We start from the raw sequence: 24627 nt of genomic DNA on the forward strand, positions 1-24627 counted from the left end.
TTACGAAGGCCGTGCAGGCACGGCCAACGCTGACAGCTTACTCGGCGCTTTTGTCTTCTTCGCCGTCACTGCCGCTTTCGCTTTCACCACCTTCATCTTCGTCGTCTTCAGTCGCACGAACCTTCATCTTGGTGATGCTAAGAATCGCGTTGTCGTGATCTTCACCGTGAGACAGGTCAACCGAGGTGACGCCCGCCGGCAGGGTCAGGTCTGACAGGTGCAGCGTGGTGCCGACCTCGACATTGCTGATGTCAATTTCCAGGTAGTCAGGAAGATCTTTCGGCAAGCAGCTGATCGCCACTTCGTTAGCGAGAACGTGCAGTTCGCCGTCCTGGTCTTTGATGCCGACACACGCTTCTTCGCCCGTCACGTGCAACGGCACGTTCATGGTGATTTCGTGGGTGGCGTCAACACGCAGGAAGTCGGCATGGGTGAGCAGCGGCTTGTAGGGGTGACGCTGAAGGTCACGTACCACGACCTGCTCGTTTTTGCCGTCAATCACGAGCGTGATGACCGAGGAGAAGAACGATTCGTCTTCAATCGCCTTGTAAAAAGCGGTCTTTTCAACGGCGATCGACTGTGCGTCTTTGTTACCGCCGTAAACAACGGCCGGTACCTGTTCGTTCGCACGACGCAGGCGGCGGCTCGCACCTTTCCCCAGGTCGTTACGAACACTGGCTTTCAAGCTAAAATCAGACATGGAATTGCCTCTTGGTTTTGAGTAAGGAAACGCCGCCGTCCGCGACCAGACGACGACGTCCCCAGGAGCCCGTAAGCGGGCTGTGATGTCAGGCGATTAGTGGAACATCGCGCTGACAGATTCTTCATTGCTGACGCGGCGGATGGCTTCCGCGATCAGGCCAGCAACGCTCAATTGACGAATTTTACCGCTCCGCCGCGCTGCGTCGGAAAGCGGGATGGTGTCGGTCACCACGACTTCGTCAAGTTCTGAGTTGGTGATATTGTCGACGGCAGGGCCGGATAATATCGGGTGCGTGGCGTAGGCGACGACGCGCTTGGCACCGTGATCTTTCAGCGCTTCACCGGCTTTGCACAGCGTACCGGCGGTGTCGATCATGTCGTCGACAACCACGCAGGTACGGCCTTCAATTTCACCGATAATGTGCATCACCTGGGCTTGGTTAGCCTGAGGGCGGCGTTTGTCGATGATGGCCAGATCGGCATTAAGCTGTTTAGCGATGGCGCGGGCACGCACAACGCCGCCGACATCGGGGGATACGACGACCAGATCGCTGTAGTTCTGACGCTCGATGTCGTCGAGCAGAATCGGCGAGCCATAGACGTTATCGACCGGTACGTCGAAGAAGCCCTGGATCTGATCGGCGTGCAGATCCATGGTCATGACGCGATCAACCCCGGCCTTGACCATGATGTCGGCGACCACTTTGGCCGAGATGGGCACCCGTGCCGAACGCACTCGGCGGTCCTGGCGGGCATAGCCAAAGTAGGGCAGCACGGCCGTGATGCGAGTGGCTGAGGCGCGCCGCAGGGCGTCGACCATCAGGATCAGCTCCATCAAGTTGTCGTTAGTCGGCGCACAGGTGGACTGCAGGATGAAGACATCCTTACCGCGCACGTTCTCATTGATCTCGACCGCGATTTCACCGTCGCTGAATTGGCCCACCGTGGCGTTACCCATACGGCTGTCCAAGCTCTCGGCAATTTTTTGAGCGAGTTCGGGATTGGCGTTCCCGGCGAAAACCATCAGTTTTGACACGCGCAGCCACCTTTGCAGTGTTGGGGTTCAGGGAGGAAAACGCAGGTCAGCGTTAGGCTGGCTGGGGTACCAGGACTCGAACCTGGGAATGCCGATACCAAAAACCGGTGCCTTACCACTTGGCTATACCCCAGTAATGACCTAATGCGATGACCGGGCGATTCAACAGCCCAAAGCATCATGTAGAGGAGAGGTGTTGAGTCCGCGAGCTACCCAGGCGGAGCCATGATGGCCCGCTGCTTCGGCAACTGCGTGTGCCGTCTGCGCATCTTCGAATGCTGCAAACACACAGGCGCCCGTGCCGGTTAACCAGCTTGGTGCATGCTGTGATAGCCAGTCTAGGGCTTGTGCAATGGCTGGATAGTGCTGTTTGACCACCGCTTCACAGTCATTGCGCCACTCCGACGCTCCCCCCTGCAGTGCGCGCGCCATAGTAATGGGGCGGCTGTCGCGTGTCAATTGCGGGTCCTGGAATACTGCCTGTGTCGAGACGCTGACACCGGGGTGAATGATCACAAACCAGGGGGTGTCGAGACCCACCGGGGTGAGCTGTTCACCAACGCCCTCGGCCCAGGCGGTGTGGCCATGAACAAAGACAGGGACGTCAGCGCCTAGCTGAAGCCCAAGTGCGGCGAGTTCGTCAAGCGAGAACCCAAGCTGCCAGATCTTGTTGAGGCCAACGAGTGTCGTGGCCGCATCGGAACTACCGCCGCCCAGTCCACCGCCCATGGGCAACGTTTTGTCCAGGGTCAGCGTGGCACCCAGGCGGGTGCCGCTCACCTTTTGTAACAGCTGGGCAGCTCTTACGATCAGGTTGTCATCGGCGGCGACGCCAGGCATGCGGCTAGTCAGTTGAATTACGCCGTCATCGCGGGAGGTGATGGTTAGCTGGTCGCATAAATCAATAATCTGAAACAGCGTTTGCAGACGATGGTAGCCGTCCTCACGGCGACCTGTAATATGTAGAAGCCGATTCAGCTTGGCGGGCGCAGGCAGCGTCAGGGTTGTCATAATGCTTGGCTTACTGGCCTTCTTCGTCTGTGGAGCGCCATTCGTTAACGACCAGCGTGATGCGGATAACGTCGTAGTTCATCACCAGGCGGCGCGGTAGCCACATGCCTTCGAATCGCTCCCAGTCGCGATAATCGATTTCCCAGCCGGCCTGGACCAAATGACTGGGGAAGCCGAATTCGTCGGTTTCCATCTGGTAGTTATCATTACCGCCGGGCAGGCCACGTACCCAGTCGGGCATGGCGCTGACAGGCAGTGCCCAGCCTAATTGTTCTTCCATGAGGGCTTCGGGGGTTTCGGCCTCGAAGCGGCCTTCGCTGTTGGACAAGGTAAAGCGCCCCTCGCGTCCTTCCAGCACGTTACGTCCACCGCCAAAAGGACCGCTGATCAGCATGCGGAAATAATGTGGGTGCTGGTTCCAGTCGAGGTTGGCGCTGGTGCTTTCATCAGGGGTGCGCAACCCGGCCTTGCCAACCAGCGTCCAGGTGTCAAAGTCATTGACCCGGTCTTCCTGGGCGTCCCAGTCACCGGCTTGACGGCTGCCTTCGTCCTGGGGGACTTGAGTGGCGCACCCGGCGAGCAATAATGCCGCTGCACAGGCCACAAGCCTCGATGCCCGGCGCAAGGGATGGGGCGGTATACAGGTGGAAGCAATAGTGGGCATGTCGGACTCCTTGTCAGTTCATCGGTCAACGGCTGTCGCGAGAGGGTAAGCGCCGGAGATGTTTTAGAGGTCGTTTGCTGGGTCGAGTTCGGGATAACGCTGTATTAATCCATCAATCGTCGGATGGTCCTGGGTGCGTTGCTGTACATCACGGATGATTTGGCGTGCTTCTTCGCTGCGCCCCAAGGCATGCAGCACCTCGGCAAGATGGCCGGCAATTTCCTGGTCGGGCATGCGCGCATAGGCTTTTTCGAGCCAGGGGAGGGCTTTCTCTGCATCGCCCAGGCGGTAATACACCCAGCCAAGGCTGTCGAGTACCGCGGGGTTGTCGCCGTCAAGCGCATAGGCGCGCTCAATCAACTCGCGGGCTTCTTCCAGACGACCGGGAAGATCGAGATCCGCCAGGGTATATCCCAGCGCATTCAGCGCCACGGCATTGTCGGGTTCGATGCGAAGCACATGGCGCAGGTCTTCCTCCATTTGTTCAACATCGCCCATCTCCCAGGCGCGCATCGCGCGGAAGTAAAGTAGGTCGGTATCGTCTGGCGTGCGTGCCAACTCACGGGTAAGAAGAGTGTCGGCATCATTGGTGCGGCCCACTTCGTCGAGTAGTTGCACTTCCAGTTTGACCAGTTCGCTGAAGTAATCGTCGTGACGCATGCGTTCGACACGTAAAAAAGCACGTGCGTCGATGAGCCGGTCGTCATCAATGAGCATTTGCGCCGCCGTGGCGCGAGCGGGCAGGAATTCCTCACCGCTGTCGACCTGCCTGTAGTAAAGCAGTGCGTTGTCGGTATCGCCTTTAGACTGGGCAATCACGCCCAGTAAATAGTAGGCCAGGTTGGGTGTGTCATCCCGGCCCATTAGTGGCTGAAGAAGCCGCTGTGCGGGGTCGGGGTGGCCCTCATCCAGATAGAGCTGGGCAAGGGCGACCCGTAACGCATCGCTGCCTGTGTGTCGATCGAGCAGGGCGTCGGTCTGCTGTTGGGCCGCATCAAGGTTGTCGAGTCGAATCTCGGCCTGAGCCAACAGTAATAAAAAGCGCACATCATCGGGGTTTTCCTGCAGGCCTTGGCGGGCAACCTGGCGGGCTTGGCCGGGGTTGCCGGTTTCAAACGCCAGTTGGCCTTCTACCAGCAGCAAGGAGGGACGCTCGCTCAAGCCTGAGGCCTGGTCAAGATAGTCACGAGCTTGTTCAGTGCGCCCGAGTGCCGCTTCCCAGAGCGCCGCCGCTAGCAGGGCATCGGCTTGTTGTGCCGGGTCACTGAACGAGGCCTGATTCAAATGCTCGACAAGGCGGCTTAGCAGCCGGTTGAGAGGGCCCTGTTCGGCGATGGCGGTTTCGGCGAAACCGGTGAGTTCGCCATCCTGATTCGCCTCACTCAAGGCCAGTCGGCGCTCCAGGCTTGCCATCCAATTGCCCTGCTGCAGCGAAAGCGCAGCGAGAAGTCGATTGGGGGTGTCGGCCTCAGGGTTCAGGGTTTGCCAGCTCTGCGCCGCTTCTTCGATCAGGCTTTCGTCGTTGCTGAAACGGGCGGCAAAAGTGGCGCGCTCAGCCAGTGCTTCGGCGCCGTAGCGTCTGGCAGCCTCAAGGTAACCCTGGCTGGCCCGCTTGAAGTCACCGCGCTGCCCGGCAAACTCTGCTTGCAGCAGCGTGCTCAAGCCAGCAGCATCCAGTCCCTGCGTAACAGGCGGGGCGTTATCCATGGGGTCGGCAGTTAATGAAAGCCGCTCGTCGTTGGCATTGGGCGACAATTGGCAGCCACTCACGGATAACGTGATGGTGGCCAGGAAAAATAGTAGCAGACGTAGTGGCATGCGGATCTCAATCAGTTGGCCGAGTGCTCAGCATAGCGGCTTGCCTGCCTGCGGCAAAGTGGTGTGCGCCAGATCATTCTGTGCTGTGATAAGATAGTGCACTTTATCGTGCGGCGTTTAGCCCTCATATCTCTGTCCAGACTTGCCTGAGCAAGCCCAAATTGACGTGAAGACCGACACACTAGCGAAGACGCCTAACCCATGACGCTCCTTGCCCTGGGAATTAATCATCGCACCGCCAGCATCGCCGTGCGCGAACAGGTTGCCTTTACACCGGCGCAGCTCGACCACGCGCTGATGGAGCTGCGTGCCCTCCCGCAAATCAGTGAGGCTGCGGTACTGTCGACCTGCAACCGGACAGAACTGTATTGCGTGACTGACGCGGCAGGCGAAAAAGCCGTCCTTGACTGGCTGAGCCGCTTTCATCAGTTAAAGGTCGATGAGCTGGCCCACTGTGCCTACCACTACCTGGATAATGAGGCGGTTCGCCACCTGATGCGGGTTGCTGTGGGGCTCGATTCCATGGTGCTTGGCGAGCCGCAAATTCTTGGTCAACTCAAAGAAGCCTATCAACAGGCCCGTGAAGCCCAAGGCTTGGGCAGCGAGCTCGAACGGCTATTCCAGCATACGTTTGCCGTGGCCAAACAGGTACGCACAGAAACCGGTATCGGCAAGAACCCTGTGTCAGTCGCTTATGCGGCGGTCAGCATGGCCAGCCGGATTTTTGATGATTTTGGCCGTTCAAAAGCACTGTTGATCGGGGCAGGCGAGACTATTGAACTGGTCGCCCGACACCTCCATGAAGCCGGGGTGCGAAAGCTGACGGTAGCCAACCGGACCCGTGAGCGCGCCGAGCAGGTATCAGCGCCGCTCGGCGGCACGGCGATTACCCTGCCGGAGATCCCGGCGGCGCTGGAAGAAGCGGATATCGTGATTTCCTCCACGGCGTCTCCGCTACCGATTCTAGGCAAGGGAATGGTCGAGCGTGCCCTCAAGAAACGTCGTCATCGCCCGGTGTTCATGGTCGATATTGCCGTGCCTCGGGATATCGAGCCCGAAGTGGGCGACCTCGCCGATGTGTTCCTGTATACCGTTGATGACCTTGAAGAGGTTATTCAGGAAAACCGTCGCCATCGTCAGGTGGCCGCTGATCAGGCGGAGTCACTGATTGAGCATGGCGTTAGCGGCTGGCAGCATGAGCGGCGTATTCGCCATGGTGGCGAGCTTATTCGTGGTTATCGCCGCCATGGGGAGTCGCTGAGGGATACAGCGCGAGATCAGGCCCTTGAGCGGCTGGCGCGTGGCGAGGACCCGACAAAGGTTGTCGAGCGTCTGGCTCACCAACTGGCCAACCGGCTGATGCACCAGCCGACACAAACGCTGCGCGATGCGGCGTCTCAGGAAGATCACGCACTATTGGAAGCCGCACCGCGCCTGTTAATGCCGCCCAAGCCAGCCTTTGAGAAACCCTCGACATCGACGGCCAATCGCCAGAAGGATGATACGCCCGCATGAAAGAAACACTGCGCCAACGTTTAGATAGCTTTGCCGACCGATTTGAAGAGTTGTCGATGCTGTTGTCTGACCCTGAGGTGATCCAGGATCAGCAGCGGTTTCGCGATTACTCCCGCGAATATGCCGAACTTGATGAGCTGGTGGGGGCTTGGCAGCGCTATCGCCGAATCGAAAACGATATTGACGCAGCACAGCAGCTTAGCCAGGACAGCGACCCCGAGATACGCGAACTCGCTGAGATGGAGATCGACGACGGACGTGGGCAGTTGGACGCGTTAGATGCTGAACTCAAGCGACTGCTGGTGCCCAAGGACCCTGATGATGGTCGTGGCGTCTACCTGGAAGTCCGCGCGGGAACGGGCGGCGATGAAGCCTCATTGTTTGCCGGTGACCTGTTTCGCATGTATTCCCGGTATGCAGAAAAGCGCGGTTGGCGCGTGGAAGTGGTGAGTGCCAGCCATGGCGAGCAAGGCGGGTATAAAGAGATTATTTCCCGAGTTAAAGGTGATGGCGTCTACGCCCGGCTGAAATTTGAGTCGGGGGCGCACCGTGTTCAGCGCGTCCCTGCCACCGAATCCCAAGGGCGTATCCATACCTCGGCGTGTACCGTGGCCGTGATGCCCGAAGTCGACGATGTTGGTGATGTGGATATCAATGCCGGTGATCTGCGCGTCGATACCTTCCGCTCAAGCGGGGCGGGCGGTCAGCACGTCAACACTACCGACTCGGCGATTCGCATTACCCACCTGCCATCCGGCGTGGTCGTGGAATGCCAGGAAGAGCGCAGCCAGCATAAAAACCGTGCCAAGGCGATGTCACTGCTGGCGGCCAAATTGAAGCAAAGTGCCCAGGACGCACAGCGCCAGGACCAGGCCGATACCCGCCGCTCGCTGGTGGGCTCGGGGGATCGCAGTGAGCGTATTCGCACCTATAACTTTCCCCAGGGGCGGATTACCGATCATCGCATCAACCTGACACTTTACAAGTTGACCGAAGTGGTTAGCGGCGAGCAGCTCGATGACGTGATCGACCCGCTGGTGCACGAGTATCAGGCGGAGCAGTTATCTGCCCTGCAGGGTGCCTGATGACCCTGGATGTGCTGCTACGAAAGGCAACGGAGCGGCTAGTGCGGGCAGGTTCGCCCAGTGCGCGGCTGGATGCCGAGGTGTTGCTTGGGCATGTTATCCAACGTGACCGCACCTGGCTGTATACCTGGGGGGATAAAGGCTGTTCAACCTGGCAACAGGCGCGATTCGATGCGCTTGTGGCTGCCCGCGCCCAGGGCTATCCCGTGGCCTACTTGACCGGAGAACGCGAATTCTGGGGTCTGCGCCTCATGACATCGCCGGATACACTGATTCCCAGGCCCGATACCGAAACACTGGTGGCGTTGGCGTTAAGCCGCGCGGCACAGCCTCAGGGCCGTTTGCTGGATATCGGTACTGGAACGGGCGCGATTGCCCTGGCGTTTGCCAGTGAACGGCCCGATTGGCAGGTGACCGGCGTCGACCTGCTCCCTGCCGCCGTCGCGCTGGCGCAAAAAAATGCCGCAAAGCTGGGCCTTGGCAATGCCTGTTTCGAGCAAAGTGACTGGTTTAGCGCCTTTGCTGTGCCCCGTGAAACGGCAGCTTTCGATGTGATTGTCGCCAACCCGCCATATATAGCGGCGGATGATCCACATTTGAAACGGGGAGACGTGCGTTTTGAGCCGGCGTCTGCCCTGGTGGCCGACGCCGATGGCATGGCTGATTTGCTGCATCTCATCGTCACGGCAAAGGCTTACCTGGCCGATTCGGGTTGGCTGATGCTTGAACATGGCCATGATCAAGCCGCCGAACTTCGCGAGGCCATGCGGGTAGCGGGCTATCAAAACGTTGAAACGGTTCGCGACCTCGGAGGCCATGAACGCGTTACGCTAGGCTTTTTAACTACCGCCTGATTCTTCAGTAATGGATCCTGCCATGAAAGCAAAAAACAAAACGCTGGACCGCATCGATTTGAAAATTCTGCGCTGTCTGCAGGAAAACGCGCGAATTTCGTACGTGGATCTGGCCACCGAGGTGGGGCTGTCGACCACTCCTTGCCTGGAGCGGGTCAAGCGTCTTGAAAAAGCCGGTATTATTCGCGGCTATCAAGCGATTCTCGACCCTCAGGCACTCAAGGCGAATTTACTGGTGTTTGTCGAGATAAGTCTGGAAACCCAGTCCCCCGCCGTTTTCGATGAATTCCGACGCGCCGTCGAAAAACTGCCGCAAATTCAGGAATGTCACCTGGTCTCAGGGCAGTTTGATTACATTTTAAAATGCCGTATTCCGGAAATGTCGGCGTATCGCCAGCTGCTTGGTGATGTCGTCCTGACCCTGCCGGGCGTCAAGGAGTCGAAGAGTTACGTGGTCATGGAGGAGGTAAAAGAAAGCTTCAGCCTGCATGTGCCTGAGTTTGAGGAATTCGAGGAAAAGTAGCCCATGATGGATGATCACGCGCTGCTGCGCTATAGCCGCCAGATAATGCTGCCAGAGGTTGATATCGAGGGTCAGGAGCGGCTGATCGATAGCCATGCGCTGATTGTCGGTGCCGGTGGGTTAGGGTCGCCGGCGGCGCTGTACCTGGCGGCGGCGGGGGTCGGGCATATCACGCTGGTCGATGCGGACAGCGTTGAGCTTTCCAATTTGCAGCGTCAAATTGCTCACCAGCAGGCGAGTATCGGTCACAACAAGGCGGATTCAGCCAAGGCCAGTGTGCAGGCGCTCAACCCCGAGTGCCGTGTCATTACGGTTGAGGAGCACGCCCAGGGTGAGCTGCTCGAGCGATTGGTTGCCGCCGCCGATGTGGTGCTTGATTGCACGGATCGCTTTTCCAGCCGTTACGCTATCAATGCCGCTTCGCAAAAAGCCAGGGTGCCGCTGGTATCCGGGGCCGCGATTCGTTTTTCAGGTCAATTGGCGGTATTTGACCCGCGTCTGCCCGAGGCGCCCTGTTACGCCTGTTTGTACCCACCCGATGGGCAGGGCGACGATGCGTTGAGCTGTGCAGAAAGCGGCGTGATGGCTCCCTTGGTCGGCGTGATTGGCTGTTTTCAGGCCGTTGAGGCGTTCAAGCTGCTTAGTGGTGCAGGCAAAGCCCACCAGGGACTGTCGCTTTTCGAGGCGTTAAGCGGACACTGGCGGCACTTTAATGTCCCCAGGGATCCTGCCTGCCCGGTGTGCGCGCCTGCCCATTAAGGGGTATCGGTTTCTTTGCTATTGGCGGCGTCGTCAGCCGGGAAGCTGGCTTTCTGCGGACCCTGTGGCTTTGACGATTCGTTTTTCCCCTTGCTGTTGAAGTCCTTCGGCGGTTGCGATGAAAAGACACTGTTGAAAATGTCGTTATCCGGATTCATGTCGATGCTGCCATGAAAGACGCTGCCGTCCTCCAGAACGAGGCAGGGAGTGGTGAGGGTGCCGGTCACGTGCGCCCCGTCATGAACCGTTATCTTATGCAGGGCAACCAGGTTGCCGTCCACGCTACCCGAAACACGCAAGGTATGCGCGTAGACATCGCCACTGAGGCTGCCATTTTTGCCCAGTGTCACCGTGTGTTGTTTGCAGGTCACGACGCCAGTGATCTGGCCTTCGATGGTAATGTCTTCGTCGCTGTTGATATCCCCATGAACCTGCGTATTGCTGCCAATGACCGAGGTGCTTTGCCGTGACGCCTTGGGGAGACTGATGGTCTCCTCGGTTTGAGGTATTTCCTGTTGAGCGTCAGTCGTGCTGTGTGGCGCGGTAGGCGGTTTGGTTTTACTGAACATGCGATATACCTGTTGGGGTTGATAGGGGGTGCCAAGGCGTCAATAGCAAAATGATGGCATCGGTTCATGCGATAATATTAATTTACGCTGAACATTGTTAAGTCAAAGCGCAAAGATACCGCGCAACTCGCCTTGTATTCTTGACGTTAGCTTATCAGCTTGGGTCTATAACATTGACGCTGAATGAAGAGCAGGGGCATCGCATCTCATGGGTACTGAAACATGGCTGATTTTGCTTGGCGTTACGGTTATGACGTTGATTATTTTAGATGGCAGGCGTAGAAAACTGAAAAAACGGGCAGCGAGCAGCCATAACGCTTCAAGCGTAAGCGCCCGAACCGATGATGCAGCAATGGTTGATAATGTACAGAGCCTGCCAGCTTTGTCCGGTGTGCTCACGGCGCCTGACGAGTCGCCCCTTCGCGACGGTTGTGTATCGCTTGAGCCCCCACGCAGAGAGGGAAGCTATCTGGGCGCCGCGACGCAGATAGCAGGCAACATCATTGCCAATGAAGGCGTGTCGATTAAAGGGCGCGTTGTGGGGGCTGTGATTGCCAGGCATCAACTGATCCAGTTGAGCGCCAGTAGCGTGGTCAGCGCTGACCTGGAGGGAGGGCATGTGTGTATAGACGGCTACCTTGACGGTGATGTCCATGCCAGTGATCGATTGACACTGATGCCGAGTGCCAACGTGCGTGGTGCGATGTCAACGAACCGCTTTGAATGCCATTCAGGTGCCAAGGTCACAGGTACCGTCGCAGCCTGTCAGCCCACGGGTAGATGACCATAAAAAAGCCCGCTTGGTAGCGGGCGCGACGTCAGTGTGATCAACGTCAAAGGGAACCTATCCAAACGTAGTTAGCAACTACCCGTGGATCGGTCAGGGGACTTTGGGGTCGGCACTAGAGACGGATCAGGTAGTCAAAGGCGCCCAGTGATGCCTTGGCGCCTTCGCCCATGGCAATGACGATCTGTTTGTAAGGTACGGTGGTGACGTCCCCGGCGGCAAAAATGCCCGGTACTGATGTCATGCCATGTGCATCGACAATGATTTCGCCGCGCGGGCTCATCTCGATGGGCGAGTCTTTCAGCCATTCGGTGTTGGGTACCAGGCCAATCTGCACAAAAATACCTTCCAGCGCGACGTGCTTGATTTCGTCGTTGGTGCGGTCCTTGTAGGTCAAGCCATTCACGCGGCTGCCATCGCCGATCACTTCGGTGGTCTGGGCGTTGAGGATAATATCCACGTTGGGCAGGCTCTTGAGCTTTTTCTGCAGGACAGCGTCGGCGCGCATTTCGCCCATGAACTCGATCAGCGTCACGTGCCCGACAATGCCTGCCAGGTCAATCGCGGCCTCTACGCCAGAGTTGCCGCCGCCGATCACGGCGACATGCTTGCCCTTGAAAAGCGGACCATCGCAGTGAGGGCAGTACGCCACGCCTTTGTTACGGTAGGTCTGTTCACCGGGCACGTTCATTTCACGCCAGCGCGCGCCAGTGGCCAGTACCAGGGTCTTGCTTTTAAGCGTGGCACCGGACGCCAGTATCACTTCGTGAAGGCCGCCTTCGGTATCGGCAGCTTTGAGCGAGTTGGCGCGCTGCAGGTTCATCACGTCCACTTCATAGTCCTTGACGTGTTCTTCAAGCGCGCTGACCAGCTTGGGTCCTTCGGTATGCGATACCGAGATAAAGTTCTCGATGCCCATGGTGTCGGCCACCTGACCGCCGAACCGTTCGGCAGCAATGCCGGTATTGATGCCTTTGCGTGCCGAATAAATGGCCGCGGCGGCGCCGGCGGGACCACCGCCAATCACCAGGGTGTCAAAGGCGGCTTTTTCGCTGAGCTTTTTGGCCTCGCGCTCGATGGCACCGGTATCCACCTTGGCAAGAATTTGATCAAGGGTCATGCGGCCTTGATCAAAGGGTTTGCCATTGAGGTAGATGCTGGGCACCGACATGATCTCACGGTTTTCCACCTCGTCCTGGAACAGCGCGCCGTCGATGGCAACGTGGCGAATGTTGGGGTTGAAAATCGCCATCAGGTTGAGTGCCTGAACAACATCGGGGCAGTTCTGGCAAGACAGGGAATAGTAGGTTTCAAATACCAGTTCCTGATCAAGCGCACGGATCTGGTCGAGTACATCCTCACTGGTCTTGGGCGGGTGACCACCAACCTGCAGTAAAGCCAGCACGAGAGAGGTGAACTCGTGGCCCATAGGAATGCCAGCAAACACGACGCCAGTGTCTTCGCCGGGCCGGGTAATGGCAAAAGACGGTGTGCGCGGATTGTCGCCTTCCGTTGACAGGGTGATCTTGTCGCTCAAGCCGCTAATCTCTTGTAGCAGGCTGAGCAATTCCTTTGATTTATCTTCGTCATCCAGCGAGGCGACAAGCTCAAGTGGATGCGTCACTTTCTCCAAATACGCTTTTAGCTGATCTTTTAAATTGGCGTCGAGCATGATCGAAACAACCTCTTGGCTGGCAAAGGTGTGTGACGGCAACTGGGTCGTCGTTTCAGGGGGATCAGACAACGGCACCCGGGTGATGCCCGGGTGCCTGTTGAAAACTAGCGCGTTGCGGTGCCGTTAATTGGATTAGATCTTGCCGACCAGATCCAGCGATGGTGCGAGGGTCTCTTCGCCTTCTTTCCACTTGGCAGGGCAGACTTCGTTCGGATTAGCGCGAACGTATTGAGCCGCTTTCACCTTGCGCAGAAGTTCTTCGGCGTTGCGGCCAATGTTGCCGGCATTGATTTCAACGATTTGAATCTTGCCGTCGGGGTCGACAACGAAGGTGCCGCGCTCGGCGAGACCCGCGTCTTCAATCAAAACGTCAAAGTTGCGTGAAATGCGCAGCGTCGGGTCGGCAATCATTGGGAATTGCAGTTTGCCGATCGTCTCTGAACTATCGTGCCAGGCTTTGTGAGTAAAGTGCGTATCAGTTGAGACGCTGTAAATTTCGACACCCAGCTTTTTAAACTCTTCATAGTTGTCTGCCAGGTCGCCAAGCTCAGTGGGGCAGACAAAGGTAAAGTCAGCTGGGTAGAAAAAGAAGATGCTCCACTGGCCTTGTAGATCGGCATCAGAAACGTCAACGAACTCTCCGTTCAAGTAAGCGGTTGCGTTGAAAGGTTTAACTTCAGAATTGATCAAAGACATTCAGAACATCTCCATTGGCAGCGAATGACAGTAAAATAACTTGCTTATTAGACTAAGGATTAAGTCATGTCTAATAAAATTGGGAAAAAACATCGGTTGGATAGAAAAAAACTATTGAAGGTACCACCATTCATCAAGGTGATGTGTTGCGCTACGCTGGAGGTGGGCCGACTACCTGCGGAAAGAATACTTTTCTCAATCGTCTTGCGATAGCGGGCTCCGCGTCGCAAAATTCGCACGGTCAGTCGCGCAGTGGCGAACGGGTAAGGTCAAGAACCTTACTTGAGTTTATCGTTAGTTTCACTAAGGAGCAGGTTAATGGGGAACATCCACAAACTTTCCAGGGCCGTTGCGGCCATTTCACTTGCCGCAGCGGCAACCACCGTTAATGCCGATGAAGTCCGGGTTTACAATTGGTCCGACTATATTGCACCCGATACATTGGAAAAATTCACGGAACGCACGGGCATTGACGTCACGTACGACGTGTTTGACAGCAACGAAATACTGGATGCGGCATTGCTTTCGGGCCGGTCCGGCTACGATGTGGTGGTACCGTCTACCTACTACCTCACGCGGCAGATGAAAGCCGATGTTTATCAACCGCTGGATCACGACAAGATTCCCAATTTAAAGCACTTGAACCCGGCATTGATGGAGAACCTGGAAGCGGTTGATCCAGGCAGTGAGTACTCGGTGCCTTATATGTGGGGTACCAACGGGATCGGCTATAATGTTGATCGCGTCAAAGAAATCCTGGGTGAGGATGCCCCGGTCGACAGCTGGGCCTTGCTTTTTGACCCTGAGATTACCGGACAACTCAGCGAGGCAGGTTGCGGGCTGTCAATGCTGGATTCCGGCGATGAAATGCTCTCGCCCGCGATGGTATATCTGGGCTTGGACCCCACAAATGAAAGCCGTGAAGACCTTGAGGCGGCAGGTGAGTTACTTTCTAAAGTACGTGATGACATAACCTACTTCCACTCGTCTCGCTATGTGTCGGATCTGGCCAACGGTGATATTTGTGTCGCGGCCGGTTACTCAGGTGATATTTTCCAGGCGGCCGACCGGGCAGAAGAAGCTGGGCGTGACTTTGAAATTGCCTACAGCATTCCCAAAGAAGGCGCGGCACTCTGGTTTGACATGATGGCGATTCCCGCCGATGCGCCCAATCCTGATAACGCCCATGCCTTTATCAACTTTATTCTCGACCCGCAAATCGCCGCCGAAATAACCGAGTACGTGCGGTATGCCAACCCTAACGCTGCGGCGGATGAATACCTTTCTGATGAGATTCTCAACGATCCCGCCATCTACCCTGATACCGACGTGATGGATAACCTCTACGTGCAGGTTGAAAAGCCTCAGGACATCCAGCGCGCTCGCACTCGCATCTGGAACCGCGTAAAATCCGGCCGTTAAGATACGTTCATCCGACGGCGAGCCCAGGCATCTACACGATTGGCCTGGGCTCGCTGTTCGTTTTTTGATTGCCCGTTGTCTGCGGGCCTTTTCATGGGAGTGGCGAATGGTGACCACGCCGCTATCGAACGACGCGTCATCCAATCTTCCTGCCAATGCGGCTGCTATGCGTGCCCTGGGCAAAGCCCCTCGGTTTGCGGATGACATCGTGTTGGAGGTGAGGCGGTTAAGCAAACGCTTTGATGATGCCCTGGCGGTAGATGACGTCAACCTGCAGGTAAAGCGCGGTGAGATTTTTGCCCTGCTGGGGGGGTCCGGCTCTGGCAAGTCGACGTTGCTACGCATGTTGGCGGGGTTTGAAACACCCACCGAGGGACGTATCTTGCTGGGCGGCGACGATATTACCGCCGTGCCGCCGCACAAGCGGCCCATCAACATGATGTTTCAATCCTATGCGCTGTTTCCGCACTTGACCGTGGCCCAGAACATCGCATTCGGGCTAAAGCAGGACAAACTGCCAAAGGCAGATATTGAGGCGCGGGTCGCGCACATGCTCAAGCTGGTGCACATGGAGCGTTTTGCCAAGCGTAAGCCACACCAGCTTTCCGGTGGCCAGCGCCAGCGTGTGGCGCTTGCGCGCTCGCTGGCCAAACGCCCCAAGCTGCTGCTGCTTGATGAGCCGATGGGGGCGCTGGACAAGAAGCTGCGTACCGAAATGCAGCTGGAAGTGGTCGAGATCATTGAGCAAGTCGGGGTGACGTGCATCATGGTCACTCACGATCAGGAAGAAGCCATGACCATGGCCGACCGGGTGGCGATCATGGCCGACGGCTGGATCGAGCAGGTGGGCTCACCGATCGATGTCTATGAAAGCCCGGTCAGCCGCATGGTGGCCGAATTTGTAGGCACCGTAAACTTGTTCGAGGGGGAAATCGTCGAGGACGCTGCGGACCACTGCAAAATTGTGTCACCAGTGCTTGAGCGGCCGATTTATATCGACCATGGGATCACCACCCAGGCCGTGGACCGGCGGGTGTGGGCCGCGCTTAGGCCTGAGAAGATCTGGCTGACCCGCGAGTGCCCATCCGCCCCCCATAACTGGAGCGAAGGCAAGGTGGAAGATATCGCCTATTTGGGCGGCTTTTCGCTTTATTACGTGCGCACTCCCAGTGGTCAGCTCATCAAGGTCAGTATGGCCAATACCGAGCGTCGTGGCGACCGACCTACCTGGGAAGATCAAGTGTACGTGTACTGGGAAGATCATAGCGCCATGGTCCTGAACCGTTAGCATGGGCACCTTACTCGTCTATGAAAAGCGCCTTTTGCGGTGGGCGCTCAGGAGATCGCCTAAATGATGCCTGCTCGATTTTCCGCCATGCTGAAGCGCCTGCAACTGGGACGGCGTGCTGTGATTGCGTTGCCCCTTCTGTGGCTGACGCTATTCTTTCTGCTGCCCTTTGCGTTGGTGCTGAAAATCAGTTTCTCTGAGGCCGCCATCGCGGTGCCGCCGTACGGGCCCCTGGTTGAGGTGGTCGACCAAACCCTGAATATTGCGCTCAACCTGGGAAATTATCTTTTTCTGGCATCGGATTCGCTGTATGTGGCGGCGTATTGGGGGTCGCTGAAAACCGCCTTCATCTCGACCCTGGCCTGCCTGTTGATCGGTTACCCCATGGCCTATGCCATGGCGCGAGCGAGTGCCCGTTGGCAGATGATTTTATTGCTGCTGGTGATGCTGCCATCCTGGACATCGTTTCTGATCCGGATCTACGCCTGGATGGGCATCCTCAGCAACAGCGGCTTACTGAATAACCTGCTGATAGGCATGGGGCTGATCGACTCCCCCTTGCGTATGATGAATACCCAGTTTGCGGTGATTATCGGGATTGTCTATGCCTACCTGCCATTCATGGTGCTACCGCTCTATGCTCACTTGACCCGGCTGGATAATGCATTGCTCGAGGCAGCATCAGACCTGGGGTCGCGCAAGTTGAATACCTTCATCAAGATCACGTTGCCCCTGTCGATGGGCGGCATTATTGCTGGCTCCATGCTGGTGTTCATTCCTGCCGTGGGCGAGTTTGTGATCCCTGAACTGCTGGGCGGGCCGGATACCTTGATGATCGGCAAGATACTGTGGCAGGAGTTCTTCAACAATCGCGATTGGCCCGTGGCCTCGGCGCTTGCCATGGTCATGTTGCTGCTGCTGTTGATCCCCATTGTCTGGTTCCACCGTCATCAGTCTCGGGAGTTGAACGAATGAGCCTTGCCAAGCCACGTCTCCGTTTCAGCAGCGTCATGCTGGTCCTGGGGCTGCTCTTTCTGTATGTGCCGATGCTGGTGCTGGTGGTGTACTCGTTCAACGCCTCCCAACTGGTGACGGTATGGGCGGGGTTTTCTACCCAATGGTATGGGGAGCTGTTTCGCGATGAGCAAATCCTTTCAGCCATATGGATGAGCCTGCGCATTGCCTTTTTCTCCGCCAGCATGGCGGTATGCCTGGGGACCATCGCGGCGTTTGTGATGACTCGTTATGGGCAATTTCGCGGCAAAACGGCGCTTTCGACCATGATAACGGCCCCCTTGGTAATGCCTGAAGTGATCACCGGGCTGTCGCTATTACTGCTGTTCGTGCAAATGGCCCAGATCACGGGGTGGCCTGCCGACCGGGGGATGGCGACCATCTGGATTGCGCATACCACCTTCTGCAGTGCTTACGTAGCCGTGGTGGTGGCAGCTCGCCTGCGTGAGATTGATCGGTCTATCGAGGAGGCCGCGATGGACCTGGGATCGCCGCCGATGAAAACCTTTTTCTGCGTAACGCTGCCGGTAATTGCACCAGCGTTGGTAGCAGGTTGGCTGTTGGCCTTTACGCTGTCGCTGGATGATCTGGTGATTGCCAGCTTTGTATCGGGGCCTGGGGCCAATACGCTGCCAATGGTGGTGTTTTCATCGGTGCGAATGGGCGTATCGCCAAAAATTAATGCGCTGGCAACGCTGATCATTTTAGCGGTATCCCTGGCAACGCTGCTGGCGTGGTATATCATGCGTCGCAACGAGGCCAAGCGACAACAGGTGTTGAAAGCATCAGGTTAGAGCACATCGTCATCGCTGCCCAGACTGACGCTTTCCAGTTCGCCGGTGACCAGCGATACCTCGATAGCCAACTGGATGGGCGCGCAGCACTGGTGGCAATCCTCCCAGGTAACATGACTGCCCTGTGAAGGATCAATCAATAGTGTTAACAAGGTATCGCAGTAGGGGCAGTAGGCGTCATACTCTACTAAGGTATCTTCTTGCATGGTGCGATCCTTTTGCAATTGACACTTAAGTGTAGCAGCCGTGTCATCGAGAGGCATTGCCGTATGCAATCAGTTAGGCTAAACGCCGTTTTATAACGCAATGGAGAGCAGCGATGAAGTTACGACAGTTGGCCATAGCGGCCTTGGTGGCCTTGCCGGTAGCCGCATGGGCGGAAACACCCAACATAACGCCCGGGTCGTGGGAATTTGTCAGCACCACCACCGTGACCGGCGACATGCCGATTCCTGACCAGACCGATACCGAACAGCAGTGCATCACCCAGGAAGATCTGGACGATGCCGATTTGGGCTTTATTGAAGAAGAGGAAGGCTGCGAGTTGCTCAATCAGGACACCAGTGCTGACGGCCTTTCCTACAGCATGGTATGCCGGGCTGACGGCGGCGAAGCCAATATCGATGGTGATATGCAGTTCATGGGGGAGCGCATCGAAGGGTCTGTCGATATCATGACGCAATCGCCCATGGGCGAGCTGAACATGCAAACCCAGATAGAAGGTCAGCGCTTAGGCGATTGTTGAGCTTAGTCTGACGCGACATGCCAAAGAGGGCGTGCCGCTGAGGCGCGCCCTCTTTGTTTATTGGAAAAGGGGTATTGGAAACGCTTATTGCCAACCGAAATACAGGGGCACGCCTTGGCTAACGTTCCGATGTCGATTGAGCGATTTCATGCTCCAGTCGACGTTTGACCGCCCCAGGCGAGCCACTGTGTCGAGACAGTAAATCGTAGGCGACCGGCACCACAAACAGCGTGAACAGCGTGGCAGCTCCCACTCCAGCCATGATGACAATACCGATCACATAGCGCGACTCGGAGCCCGGGCCGCTGGATACGATCAGGGGAACCGCTCCTGCCATGGTGGTGATGGCGGTCATTAAAATGGGCCGCAGGCGGGTGACCGAGGCTTCGATGAGGGCGTCACGGAAAGCCTTGCCTTCATCGCGCAACTGATTGGCGAACTCGACGATCAGTATGCCGTTTTTAGCGGCGAGTCCGATCAGCAGTACCAGCCCCACCTGGCTATAAATATTCAGCGATTGGCCGGTTAACCACAGCGCCAACAAGGCGCCGCTCATGGCAAGCGGTACCGTGAGCATGATGACCAGGGGGTGAATGAAGCTTTCAAACTGAGCGGCCAATACCAGAAATACCACCAGTGCGCCCAGCACCAGAAGGAAAGTGGTCGCGCCGCTGGCGTCCTGGAAATCCCTGGATGCTCCGGCGACGTTGGTCTGCGCTTCTTCAGGCAGCAGCGTATCCGCGCTTTGTTCAAGGTAGGTAAGGGCTTCTCCCAATGGGTAGCCATCCGCCAGGTTGGCTTCGATGGTGATCGAGCGCACGCGATCGAAACGGTTAAGCGTACTGGCCCCTGCCGCGTCGCTTAAGGTCACAAGACTCGCCAGGGGAATAAGCTCGCCCGAGCGCCGTGAACGGACCTGAATGTTATCCAGCGAGCGGGGGCTGTTCTGGCTGGCGCGATCGCCTTCAACGATGACATCGTATTCTTCACCGTTATCGACATAGCGGGTGACGTTGCGCCCACCCAGCAGCACTTCCAGCGTGCGACCGATCTCGCTGACCGTGACCCCCAGAGCGGCGGCTCGCTGCTCGTCTATCTCCACGTTGAGTTGCGGTTGCGTCTCATCGTAGTTGCTTTCGATGGCGCGAATGCGTGGGTTATCGTCGCGGATATGATCAATCAGTCGGTCGCGCCACTCGGCCAGTTCTTCGTAGGTGCCCCCGCCGAGTACAAACTGTACGGGCTTTTGCGTACGCTGGCCGAAGCCTTGACGCATGACCGGAAATGCCTGGACGCCGGGTAAGGTGTTCAGCTCGGTGCGAACATCGTCCATGATTGCCCAAGCGCTACGGCGACTGCCCCAGTCGGCCATATTGACGATGATGAAACCGCTGTTGAAGTTTTCAATATTGCCGTAGCCGCGAGGCGCGCGAACGACAATCCGTTCCAGCTCACCGCTGTCAACCATTGGCGTCAAGCGGGCTTCTATCTCATCCATGTAATCCATCATGTAGTCAAAGGTGGCGCCTTCGGGCCCGTTGACCAGCACGATGAAGTTACCCCGATCTTCCTGGGGGGTGTACTCGTTGGGCAATAGTTGACTTAACCAGGCGGTCAGCGCAACCAGTAGCCCAAAGACGGCGATTACCCAACTGCGCCGCGCAAGTAACACGTCGAGTAACGATTGATAGCGGCGCTGGGCGCTGCGCATGATGCGTTGCACGCGTTGGGAAAGGCGGCTGTCGTGCATGCGCGGCGAGAGTATTTTAGACGCCATCATCGGTGTCAATGTTAGTGCCAGCAACGTGGAGATGGCGACCGCTGCGGCCATGGTGAGGGCAAACTCGGAAAATAACCGCCCAATATCGCCCTGCAGCATGCTGAGCGGCACAAAGACGGCGATCAACACCAGTGTGGTGGCAATGACCGCAAAGGCGATCTGGCGGGTGCCACGAAACGCGGCCACCAGCGGTGTTTCGCCTTCGTCATGCATGCGCCGATTGATGTTTTCCAGGACGACAATGGCGTCATCGACAATCAACCCGATCGCCAGCACCAGTGCCAGCAGGGTCAGCAGGTTAATGGTAAAGTTCATGACCGCCAGCGCAGTAAAGGCACCAATGATGGCGATCGGCACCGTAACCGCCGGGACCAGCGTGGTACGCAGGTTGCCCAAAAACAGGAACATGACCACAATAACCAATACCATCGAGATCAATAACGTCAACACGACCTGCTTGATGGCCCCCGAGACGAACACCGACGCGTCGTAGTTCAAACTGAGTGACATGCCATCGGGAAGCGTCGATTGCAGCTGCTCAAGCTCTTGGCGCACCGCGTCTGAAAGTTCAACGACGTTGGCGGTCGACTGCATGATCATGCCAAGCCCGACCATGGGAACGCCGTTGGCGCGGAAGACCGTGCGGTCCTCCACGGAGCCGACCTCGACGTCGGCGACGTCTCCAAGGCGGACCAGGTAGCCATCGTCGCCTTCGACAAGCGGGAGTGCCTGAAAGTCATCGGCGGTTTCAAAGGTGCGCGGTAAGCGAACGATGAATTGGCGATCCTCGGATTCAATGGCACCGGCGGGGAGCTCAACGTTTTCGGCCCGTAATGAATCTTCAATATCGCTGACGGTTAAGTTCCGTGCCGCCATGGCCTTGCGGTCAATCCAGATGCGCATGGCATAGTCACGGCCACCGCCCACGCGCACCCTGGCCACTCCCGGTTGTACAGAAAGGCTATCCACCAGAAAGCGGTTGGCATAGTCGGTAAGCTCGGTGATCGAGTAGCCATCTCCCGAAAGGCTTAGCCATACCACGACTTCCTCGCTGCTATCGGCTTTGCTTACCTCGGGGTTCTCGGCATCGTCGGGCAGGTTGCGCAACGCGCCGCCTATCCGGTCGCGCACGTCGTTGGCTGCCGCGTTGATATCCATGGTCAGGGCAAATTCGATATCAATACGTGAGCGGCCGTCCTCACTTTCGGAGGTGATCAGTTTGATTCCTTCCACCCCGGCGATGCGGTCTTCAAGCACCTGGGTAATGCGTGTTTCAACGACGCTTGCCGAGGCCCCGGGGTAGCGGGTATCAATACTCACGATCGGAGGATCCACGGTGGGGTATTCCTGAAGCGGCAAGCGATCAAGTGCCAGGAGGCCAAAGGCAATGATCAATGCCGCCATCACCACCGCCAGGACAGGGCGTTGAACCGATATGTCCGATAAGCGCATTAGCGATCAGCCTCAAGTAACTCGCGTACACTGGTATCCTCGTCAATCAGGCCTATCAGCCTCACCGCTTGACCATCCCTGGCTCGCTGCAGGCCATGCACCACGACGATGTCATTGGCCGCTAGCCCTTCGTTAATTTCCACTTCGCCTGCCCGACGCTCGCCCAATTCGACGCTCTGCTGGCGAAGCCGAGGAGTGCTCTCGTGATCGTCGATCAGCATCACAAAGTGGCGATTACCATTGGGTTGGACAGCTGCTTCGGGGACGACCACGCTTTGTCGGGGCTGCTGGCGAACTACGATTTCCATTAGCATGCCTGGACGTAGCCGTTCATCCGGATTGTCGATTTCCGCGCGAATGCCAATGCTGCGTGTTACCGGGTCGACGCGCGTCCCCAGGCTGGCAATTTCACCGTTGAAAACCTCGTCTGGATAGGCGGCGGTGGTGGCGCTGAGCGATAACCCAGGCGCAAGTCGGCTGAGGTAGGTTTCAGGGACACTGAAATCCAGCTTCATGACGTCCAGTTTGTCAAGCGTGACCAGCTCCATACCCGGTGTCACCAATGCACCAGGGCTCAAATTGCGTATGCCGACACGGCCACTGAACGGGGCGGTTAGTCGATAATCCGCAAGACGTGCACGTAATGCCGCAATTTCAGCCTCGGCCTGGTCAACGCGCGACTGGTTATCTTCTACGTCAGCGCGAGCTGCCAAATTGCGGTTCTGTAACTCAGAGGCGCGTCCCAGGGCATTAAGCCGCTCGTCTCGAAGCGATTGTGCGACCTTTAAACGTGCCTGCTCTTCAGCGTCCTGCAGGCGAATGAGCGTATCGCCCTTGGTCACACGCTGGCCGTCCTGAAAATTGATGTCGGCAATGGTATCGGTGACGGTGGCCGATAGCGTCACGCTTTCATCGGCGCGTAGCGTACCCAATGCTTCAATGGGGTCAGACCAGGGAGCAAGCATGGCGCGAACACCAATCACGCTGGGCTCGGATTGAGCCAGGCTGGCGATGGGGGCAGTGATGAGCAGTAGCGTGACAGCCAGGCGGCGGCACAATAAAGGCATAAGTCTCTCTGCAATACGTGGACCGCGTGCGCTGACGCCAGGCAGCGGTTTATGTTGTCAATGTCGATAGCTGTTTAATTTTATACAAAAACTATATTTATTATTTCAATGATACAATAAAAAAGCCTTGAGAGGCTGTTAAAATGCCGCCTTTTGCCAAGCTTGGAGCGCTAACGAATGACCTACGATGTCGTGATCATTGGGGCTGGTGCGGCAGGCCTGATGTGTGCTGCCCAGGCGGGCTATGCCGGAAAGCGTGTGTTGGTGATTGATCATGCGAAAAAAGCCGGCAAAAAAATCCTGATGTCAGGCGGGGGGCGCTGCAACTTTACCAATCTTGGCACTACGCCACAGCACTTTTACTCGTCAAACCCCTACTTTTGTATTTCGGCGTTAAAACGCTATCGGCCCGAGCATTTTGTCGAGCTGGTAGAGCGTCATGGGATTGACTACGTAGAAAAAACGCCCGGTCAGCTATTCTGTGCGACCTCTGCCAAAGAGATCGTCCGCATGCTGCTCACCGAGTGCGAGTGGGCGGGCGCTGACATACGTCTCAGTACTCAGATCACCCGCGTCGAGGAGCAGGGCAGTGCCATGCGGCTAACGACCTCAATAGGTAGTATCGATGCGGGTGTCGTGGTCGTGGCAAGCGGCGGACTGTCGATTCCGACCATGGGGGCGAGTAGTTTCGGGTACGACCTCGCCCGTCAGTTTGGCCTTGCCGTGCGGCCGACGACGCCAGGTCTTGTACCTTTTACGCTCAGCGATCAGTGGAAAGCCAGGGCCAGCGATCTGTCGGGAGTCAGCTTGCCGGTGACGGTGAGCGCTGGCTCGCAACGTTTTAACGAGCCCATGCTATTTACCCATCGCGGGTTATCCGGCCCTGGCATGTTGCAAGCGTCCAGCGTCTGGGCACCCGGCGAGGCGATTGAAATTGATTTATTACCGCAGCAGGATGCCAAAGCGTTGCTGCACCATGCCCGCGAGCACACACCTAAGCGCCAGTTGGCCACGTGGTTGATGGATTATTTGCCCAAGCGAGTGGCGCAATCGCTTTGTGACTGGTATCCAGAAGGCCACGACAAGCAACCGCTGGCGCAATACAGCAATACGCAGCTTGAGCGTTGGGCGGCGCGGCTAAATCGTTGGCAGTTGAAACCTGCCGGAACGGAAGGGTGGCGAACGGCGGAGGTGACGATGGGAGGGGTGGATACCCAGGCAATTTCATCCAAGACCTTTGAGGTCAGCGGATTGCCCCAATTGCGATTCATCGGTGAAGTGCTCGATGTGACCGGCGAGCTGGGGGGGTATAACTTTCAGTGGGCCTGGGCCAGCGGGGTAGCCTGCGGCCAGGCTTGCTGACCCAGGCAA

At 57.2% G+C, this 24627-nt stretch carries 23 protein-coding genes and 1 tRNA gene; 12 read left to right on the plus strand and 12 right to left on the minus strand.

Annotated elements, in window-relative coordinates:
* Positions 1-37: 37 nt before the first annotated feature.
* From B7L15_RS02200 to B7L15_RS02225, 6 genes are all read right to left on the minus strand, one after another.
* The gene (locus B7L15_RS02200) at positions 38-700 is read right to left on the minus strand and encodes a 50S ribosomal protein L25/general stress protein Ctc (RefSeq protein ID WP_085917415.1); all 663 of its coding nucleotides are present in this window, start codon (positions 698-700) and stop codon (positions 38-40) included.
* A 96-nt stretch (positions 701-796) separates the two neighbouring features.
* Entirely contained in the window at positions 797-1738 is a 942-nt protein-coding gene (locus B7L15_RS02205; RefSeq protein ID WP_175474729.1) for a ribose-phosphate pyrophosphokinase, read from the minus strand.
* A 58-nt stretch (positions 1739-1796) separates the two neighbouring features.
* Positions 1797-1871: transfer RNA gene (locus B7L15_RS02210), tRNA-Gln, on the minus strand.
* A gap of 29 nt (positions 1872-1900) precedes the next feature.
* Complete coding sequence (ispE, locus tag B7L15_RS02215) at positions 1901-2749, minus strand: 4-(cytidine 5'-diphospho)-2-C-methyl-D-erythritol kinase (RefSeq protein WP_085917416.1); 849 nt, start codon at positions 2747-2749, stop codon at positions 1901-1903.
* 10 nt (positions 2750-2759) lie between these two features.
* Positions 2760-3413, minus strand: a complete 654-nt coding sequence (lolB, locus tag B7L15_RS02220; RefSeq protein WP_085917417.1) for a lipoprotein insertase outer membrane protein LolB — start codon at positions 3411-3413, stop codon at positions 2760-2762.
* 63 nt (positions 3414-3476) lie between these two features.
* Complete coding sequence (locus B7L15_RS02225; RefSeq protein ID WP_085917418.1) at positions 3477-5231, minus strand: tetratricopeptide repeat protein; 1755 nt, start codon at positions 5229-5231, stop codon at positions 3477-3479.
* Positions 5232-5432: 201 nt separating this feature from the next.
* On the opposite strand from B7L15_RS02225, the gene hemA reads away from it, so the two are divergent.
* From hemA to B7L15_RS02250, 5 genes are read left to right on the plus strand one after another with little or no spacing between them, the layout of a single operon-like run.
* Positions 5433-6746 carry a glutamyl-tRNA reductase gene (gene hemA / locus B7L15_RS02230; RefSeq protein ID WP_085917419.1) on the plus strand — a complete coding sequence of 438 codons (1314 nt, stop codon included), beginning with the start codon at positions 5433-5435 and terminating at the stop codon, positions 6744-6746.
* Positions 6743-7831, plus strand: a complete 1089-nt coding sequence (gene prfA / locus B7L15_RS02235) for a peptide chain release factor 1 (protein WP_085917420.1) — start codon at positions 6743-6745, stop codon at positions 7829-7831. The genes hemA and prfA overlap by 4 nt, the downstream gene beginning before the upstream one ends.
* A complete protein-coding gene (prmC, locus tag B7L15_RS02240; RefSeq protein ID WP_085917421.1) occupies positions 7831-8685 on the plus strand; it encodes a peptide chain release factor N(5)-glutamine methyltransferase in 855 nt (284 codons plus the stop codon). The genes prfA and prmC overlap by 1 nt, the downstream gene beginning before the upstream one ends.
* Before the next feature lie 22 nt (positions 8686-8707).
* Complete coding sequence (locus tag B7L15_RS02245) at positions 8708-9208, plus strand: Lrp/AsnC ligand binding domain-containing protein (RefSeq protein WP_085917422.1); 501 nt, start codon at positions 8708-8710, stop codon at positions 9206-9208.
* A 3-nt stretch (positions 9209-9211) separates the two neighbouring features.
* On the plus strand, positions 9212-9967 hold the full coding sequence (locus B7L15_RS02250; protein ID WP_085917423.1) for a HesA/MoeB/ThiF family protein: 756 nt from the start codon (positions 9212-9214) through the stop codon (positions 9965-9967).
* Here B7L15_RS02250 and B7L15_RS02255 read toward each other — a convergent pair.
* Positions 9964-10536 carry a bactofilin family protein gene (locus tag B7L15_RS02255; RefSeq protein WP_085917424.1) on the minus strand — a complete coding sequence of 191 codons (573 nt, stop codon included), beginning with the start codon at positions 10534-10536 and terminating at the stop codon, positions 9964-9966. The genes B7L15_RS02250 and B7L15_RS02255 overlap by 4 nt on opposite strands.
* Before the next feature lie 352 nt (positions 10537-10888).
* Between B7L15_RS02255 and B7L15_RS02260 the strand changes: the two genes are divergently transcribed.
* Complete coding sequence (locus B7L15_RS02260; protein ID WP_176243618.1) at positions 10889-11320, plus strand: bactofilin family protein; 432 nt, start codon at positions 10889-10891, stop codon at positions 11318-11320.
* Between the two features lie 118 nt (positions 11321-11438).
* On the opposite strand, the gene ahpF is transcribed toward B7L15_RS02260, so the two are convergent.
* Positions 11439-12995, minus strand: a complete 1557-nt coding sequence (ahpF, locus tag B7L15_RS02265) for an alkyl hydroperoxide reductase subunit F (RefSeq protein WP_085917426.1) — start codon at positions 12993-12995, stop codon at positions 11439-11441.
* 135 nt (positions 12996-13130) lie between these two features.
* Positions 13131-13694: an alkyl hydroperoxide reductase subunit C gene (gene ahpC, locus B7L15_RS02270; RefSeq protein WP_085917427.1), complete on the minus strand. Its 564-nt coding sequence runs from the start codon at positions 13692-13694 to the stop codon at positions 13131-13133.
* A gap of 318 nt (positions 13695-14012) precedes the next feature.
* Here ahpC and B7L15_RS02275 point away from each other — a divergent pair, with 318 nt between their 5' ends.
* The 4 genes from B7L15_RS02275 to B7L15_RS02290 all read left to right on the plus strand — a co-directional run bounded on the left by B7L15_RS02275 (position 14013) and on the right by B7L15_RS02290 (position 18212).
* Positions 14013-15116, plus strand: a complete 1104-nt coding sequence (locus B7L15_RS02275) for a polyamine ABC transporter substrate-binding protein (protein WP_085917428.1) — start codon at positions 14013-14015, stop codon at positions 15114-15116.
* A gap of 106 nt (positions 15117-15222) precedes the next feature.
* Positions 15223-16404 (plus strand): ABC transporter ATP-binding protein, encoded by a 1182-nt coding sequence (locus B7L15_RS02280; RefSeq protein WP_085917429.1) that lies wholly within the window; start codon positions 15223-15225, stop codon positions 16402-16404.
* 63 nt (positions 16405-16467) lie between these two features.
* Positions 16468-17379, plus strand: coding sequence for an ABC transporter permease subunit (locus tag B7L15_RS02285; protein WP_085917430.1), 912 nt, complete (start codon positions 16468-16470; stop codon positions 17377-17379).
* Positions 17376-18212, plus strand: coding sequence for an ABC transporter permease subunit (locus tag B7L15_RS02290; RefSeq protein WP_085917431.1), 837 nt, complete (start codon positions 17376-17378; stop codon positions 18210-18212). Before B7L15_RS02285 ends, B7L15_RS02290 begins: the two co-directional genes overlap by 4 nt.
* Here B7L15_RS02290 and B7L15_RS02295 read toward each other — a convergent pair.
* Positions 18209-18418 carry a CPXCG motif-containing cysteine-rich protein gene (locus B7L15_RS02295; protein ID WP_066322201.1) on the minus strand — a complete coding sequence of 70 codons (210 nt, stop codon included), beginning with the start codon at positions 18416-18418 and terminating at the stop codon, positions 18209-18211. The genes B7L15_RS02290 and B7L15_RS02295 overlap by 4 nt on opposite strands.
* A gap of 113 nt (positions 18419-18531) precedes the next feature.
* Here B7L15_RS02295 and B7L15_RS02300 point away from each other — a divergent pair, with 113 nt between their 5' ends.
* Positions 18532-18957, plus strand: a complete 426-nt coding sequence (locus B7L15_RS02300) for a DUF3617 domain-containing protein (RefSeq protein WP_085917432.1) — start codon at positions 18532-18534, stop codon at positions 18955-18957.
* Between the two features lie 118 nt (positions 18958-19075).
* Here B7L15_RS02300 and B7L15_RS02305 read toward each other — a convergent pair whose 3' ends face one another.
* Complete coding sequence (locus tag B7L15_RS02305; protein WP_085917433.1) at positions 19076-22189, minus strand: efflux RND transporter permease subunit; 3114 nt, start codon at positions 22187-22189, stop codon at positions 19076-19078.
* Positions 22189-23256, minus strand: coding sequence for an efflux RND transporter periplasmic adaptor subunit (locus tag B7L15_RS02310; RefSeq protein WP_085917434.1), 1068 nt, complete (start codon positions 23254-23256; stop codon positions 22189-22191). Before B7L15_RS02310 ends, B7L15_RS02305 begins: the two co-directional genes overlap by 1 nt.
* A 177-nt stretch (positions 23257-23433) precedes the next feature.
* Here B7L15_RS02310 and B7L15_RS02315 point away from each other — a divergent pair, with 177 nt between their 5' ends.
* A complete protein-coding gene (locus B7L15_RS02315) occupies positions 23434-24618 on the plus strand; it encodes an NAD(P)/FAD-dependent oxidoreductase (RefSeq protein ID WP_085917435.1) in 1185 nt (394 codons plus the stop codon).
* Positions 24619-24627 lie beyond the last annotated feature (9 nt).

Origin of the sequence: Halomonas sp. CSM-2 (assembly GCF_002119345.1) — a bacterium.
Lineage (GTDB): Bacteria > Pseudomonadota > Gammaproteobacteria > Pseudomonadales > Halomonadaceae > Vreelandella > Vreelandella janggokensis.

What these genes read in the sequence shown, in the direction of transcription:
- B7L15_RS02305 (WP_085917433.1), bottom strand. Translation starts at nt 22,189, where the DNA reads ATGCGCTTATCGGACATATCGGTTCAACGCCCTGTCCTGGCGGTGGTG.
- B7L15_RS02260 (WP_176243618.1), top strand. Translation starts at nt 10,889, where the DNA reads ATGGTTGATAATGTACAGAGCCTGCCAGCTTTGTCCGGTGTGCTCACG.
- B7L15_RS02255 (WP_085917424.1), bottom strand. Translation starts at nt 10,536, where the DNA reads ATGTTCAGTAAAACCAAACCGCCTACCGCGCCACACAGCACGACTGAC.
- B7L15_RS02310 (WP_085917434.1), bottom strand. Translation starts at nt 23,256, where the DNA reads ATGCCTTTATTGTGCCGCCGCCTGGCTGTCACGCTACTGCTCATCACT.
- ahpC (WP_085917427.1), bottom strand. Translation starts at nt 13,694, where the DNA reads ATGTCTTTGATCAATTCTGAAGTTAAACCTTTCAACGCAACCGCTTAC.
- lolB (WP_085917417.1), bottom strand. Translation starts at nt 3,413, where the DNA reads ATGCCCACTATTGCTTCCACCTGTATACCGCCCCATCCCTTGCGCCGG.
- B7L15_RS02285 (WP_085917430.1), top strand. Translation starts at nt 16,468, where the DNA reads ATGATGCCTGCTCGATTTTCCGCCATGCTGAAGCGCCTGCAACTGGGA.
- prfA (WP_085917420.1), top strand. Translation starts at nt 6,743, where the DNA reads ATGAAAGAAACACTGCGCCAACGTTTAGATAGCTTTGCCGACCGATTT.
- B7L15_RS02250 (WP_085917423.1), top strand. Translation starts at nt 9,212, where the DNA reads ATGATGGATGATCACGCGCTGCTGCGCTATAGCCGCCAGATAATGCTG.
- B7L15_RS02225 (WP_085917418.1), bottom strand. Translation starts at nt 5,231, where the DNA reads ATGCCACTACGTCTGCTACTATTTTTCCTGGCCACCATCACGTTATCC.
- B7L15_RS02280 (WP_085917429.1), top strand. Translation starts at nt 15,223, where the DNA reads ATGGTGACCACGCCGCTATCGAACGACGCGTCATCCAATCTTCCTGCC.
- ispE (WP_085917416.1), bottom strand. Translation starts at nt 2,749, where the DNA reads ATGACAACCCTGACGCTGCCTGCGCCCGCCAAGCTGAATCGGCTTCTA.
- B7L15_RS02300 (WP_085917432.1), top strand. Translation starts at nt 18,532, where the DNA reads ATGAAGTTACGACAGTTGGCCATAGCGGCCTTGGTGGCCTTGCCGGTA.
- prmC (WP_085917421.1), top strand. Translation starts at nt 7,831, where the DNA reads ATGACCCTGGATGTGCTGCTACGAAAGGCAACGGAGCGGCTAGTGCGG.
- ahpF (WP_085917426.1), bottom strand. Translation starts at nt 12,995, where the DNA reads ATGCTCGACGCCAATTTAAAAGATCAGCTAAAAGCGTATTTGGAGAAA.
- B7L15_RS02200 (WP_085917415.1), bottom strand. Translation starts at nt 700, where the DNA reads ATGTCTGATTTTAGCTTGAAAGCCAGTGTTCGTAACGACCTGGGGAAA.
- B7L15_RS02290 (WP_085917431.1), top strand. Translation starts at nt 17,376, where the DNA reads ATGAGCCTTGCCAAGCCACGTCTCCGTTTCAGCAGCGTCATGCTGGTC.
- B7L15_RS02245 (WP_085917422.1), top strand. Translation starts at nt 8,708, where the DNA reads ATGAAAGCAAAAAACAAAACGCTGGACCGCATCGATTTGAAAATTCTG.
- hemA (WP_085917419.1), top strand. Translation starts at nt 5,433, where the DNA reads ATGACGCTCCTTGCCCTGGGAATTAATCATCGCACCGCCAGCATCGCC.
- B7L15_RS02295 (WP_066322201.1), bottom strand. Translation starts at nt 18,418, where the DNA reads ATGCAAGAAGATACCTTAGTAGAGTATGACGCCTACTGCCCCTACTGC.
- B7L15_RS02315 (WP_085917435.1), top strand. Translation starts at nt 23,434, where the DNA reads ATGACCTACGATGTCGTGATCATTGGGGCTGGTGCGGCAGGCCTGATG.
- B7L15_RS02275 (WP_085917428.1), top strand. Translation starts at nt 14,013, where the DNA reads ATGGGGAACATCCACAAACTTTCCAGGGCCGTTGCGGCCATTTCACTT.